Origin of the sequence: Zavarzinia sp., from assembly GCF_049306435.1 — a bacterium.
Taxonomy (GTDB): domain Bacteria; phylum Pseudomonadota; class Alphaproteobacteria; order Zavarziniales; family Zavarziniaceae; genus Zavarzinia.
Genome location: NZ_JBAQRT010000380.1, coordinates 1 through 2,830 on the forward strand (window position 1 = coordinate 1; position 2,830 = coordinate 2,830).

Here is a 2,830-nt window from a genome sequence, read left to right on the forward strand (position 1 = left end):
ACTGGGAACTCAATGGTGGATTTGATCAGAGAGAGCAAGGAACTACAAAAGAAGATAAAACCGGTCTTCAGAATGACTTCTATTTGTACACCGGACCGGATTTTTCGGCTTATTACTATATTTCCGAAAAAATGAGGTTAAGTCTGAATTTCAATGGACATTTCAGTCTGGAGGATACAAAATTCACAGGTGACAATGTTCCTGACGATGAAAACAGGCAGAAAACTGTAAAATGGAGCCAATACATAACGGCTTCGCTGAATTACAGTTTGTTTTAAATAATTGATTTTATGAGTTTTTTTGATCCGGCAAATAAATAATCGGGCAAGAATGTAAATCGGGAAATCTGATAATCGAGTAGGAGGAAAATGAAATAGTTTTCCTCCTATTTCATTTTCCGACCTCTCACACCACCGTACGTACGGTTCTCGTATACGGCGGTTCCTTAATAAACAAACCTAACCTTAGAGTAGTAGTCGCATAGGAAAATATACCCCGCTCTATTAAGTTTGTCATTAGTGATTGTAGAACTAAGAATAAAACTGCCGGCAATACGCCAATAGCCTTTCCTTGTGTTTGCCCATTCCCATGCCTTGGATTTATTTGTACCAAGTTTCATGAGATTCCTCATTTTGGTTTTCGTATGTTTCCATTGTTTCCAGATAACCATCCTGATTCTGCGACGCAACCATTCATCGACTCTGCTTAATAGATTTTGTATATCCGCCAACCTGAAGTAATTTACCCATCCAGTAATGAACTGTTTGAGTGCTTCCTTTCTGCGTTCGTTGCCCCACCCATTGCTCCTACTAGTTAACTCTTTGAGCTTGCCCTTAAGTTTTTCAGTACTAGATGGATGAATGCGAAAACGGCAAATGCCTTTTGGCCGGTAAAATGAGTAACCAAGGAATTTAACATTGCTGACTTTGTCAGCTTTGCTTTTCTCCATGTTAACTTTAAGATACATTCTATTCTCAATAAATGGAATAATGCTTCCCATTGTCCTTTCGGCACTCCTCTTACTTTTGCAAAAGATTAGCAGGTCATCGGCGTAACGTACGTACTTATGCCCTCTCTTGTCTAGTTCCTTGTCCAGTTCGTTGAGCATGATGTTGCCTAAAAGGGGACTCAATGGCCCTCCTTGTGGCACACCTTGTTCATTGGTTTCATACTCATCTGCTACCTTTACTTTTGCATTCAGGTATTTGTGTATGAGTGAGATTACACGTCCGTCTTTTATCGTACGTGAAAGTACCTCAATCAACTTACTATGATTAACCCTGTCGAAGAACTTTTCTAAGTCCATATCTACGGCAAATACATAACCTTCGTCAATGTATCGTTTGCATTGGTGTAATGCCTTATGGGCATCGCGCTTTGGTCTGAAACCATAACTAAACGGTGAGAACTGGCGCTCATAAACGGGCGTGAGTACCTGGGCTATTGCCTGTTGGAATACCCTGTCTATAACTGTAGGTATGCCCAACTGGCGTTTCTTCCCGTTTTCTTTGGGTATTTCTACCCTTCTGACTGCTTTTGGGCGGTAATTCCCCTTTAATATGGCTGTAATCAGTTCATCTTTATGCTCGACAAGATAATCTCTCAAAGATTCGACTTGCATCTTGTCTATCCCTCCTGCTCCTTTATTGCGCAATACCTGTAGGTAGGCCTTATTAAGATTATTTGGGGATAAGATAAACTCTAACAGTCCATATTCCCTTTGGTTCTTGTTTGTGATATCATTTTCAGCTATCCACATAAAGGTCTGCCCTCCCACGTAGCCTTCGGATTCCGTCCTATTCTTCGGTGGACAGGTCTCTGGTATTCCAAAGATTTTCTGCTCTCTTTCCTTCATCCGGTAACTTTCATTGACTCACTTATTAAGGTTCAGCCCTTCAGCAACTGGTCGAAATTGCCTACTATGGCTTCGGCTGACTTCTCACGATAAATCTTGTTTCAACCGTATTTCATACTCCGTTTCCATACGTCCGTGAGATCTCCCGTGGTAAGATTAATCACTTTCACTCCATCTCCTTGCCCCATTTACACTCCAACATCTGTATAGTCTTTGGACTTTGATTTGTTATGCAATCTTATCCCACTGGAAATGCCTGATGTGGTTCGTATTCCTCAAGGCAGAGTTTTGCCTCCAGCTTCCTTCAGATTCTGCCTCACGGCTGACACCCTCGCTATTGGCTAATGGTTGGCGACTATAGACCCCCATAAAGGACTTTCACCTTCAAGTTATTAATCATGCACGGCACACATAAAAAAGCCCCGGTGCTGCCGGGGCTTTCTTTACATTAAGTTAAACAAGTATTCCAAGTAGTCCAAGTTTTGAGTAATTAACGCTTAACAACGAATTTTCGTGTGGTAGTAGAAGAATTATTTATCATCAGAGAGTAGAAGTAGATTCCGTTTTTGAGGTTGCTAACATTGATTGAAGCTTTTCCCTCAGTTTTTTCAAGAGCTATCTCTTCAATAACCGTGCCGAGAAGGTTTGTGACCTTTATTCCAGCATTTTTTGATGAAGCCGGTAACTTATAATCGAAACTAACGTTACCAGAAGCCGGGTTTGGATAGGCATTGGAGATTTCAGGGGTGTTTATAACTACATCACCAATGCCGACATAACAAACTGTGAAGTTTACGACATAGGATAATGTATCATTTGGATTATCGACATTGTAAACCGTGAATCGAACCCTGGACGAACCCTGCACCCCACCATGGACGTAATCCCCACGGAAGCTGTTATCGGTAGCTCCGCTTGCAAGTAACACTGCCTCAGGAGTGTCAAAAACAAAAGGCGGATAGCATGACGGACCCC

General features: G+C 41.6%; 3 protein-coding genes. 1 reads left to right on the top strand and 2 read right to left on the bottom strand.

The window, feature by feature from the left end:
- Window positions 1–278, top strand: a 278-nt coding sequence (locus tag WAZ62_RS21520; RefSeq protein WP_422645583.1) for a hypothetical protein, incomplete at its 5' end; no start/stop codon positions are given.
- 167 nt (window positions 279–445) lie between these two features.
- Here the strand turns inward: WAZ62_RS21520 and ltrA are convergent.
- Window positions 446–1,855: a group II intron reverse transcriptase/maturase gene (gene ltrA / locus WAZ62_RS21525; RefSeq protein ID WP_422645584.1), complete on the bottom strand. Its 1,410-nt coding sequence runs from the start codon at window positions 1,853–1,855 to the stop codon at window positions 446–448.
- A gap of 490 nt (window positions 1,856–2,345) precedes the next feature.
- Window positions 2,346–2,830 (bottom strand): T9SS type A sorting domain-containing protein (locus WAZ62_RS21530; protein ID WP_422645585.1); only part of this gene is annotated, 485 nt, incomplete at its 5' end.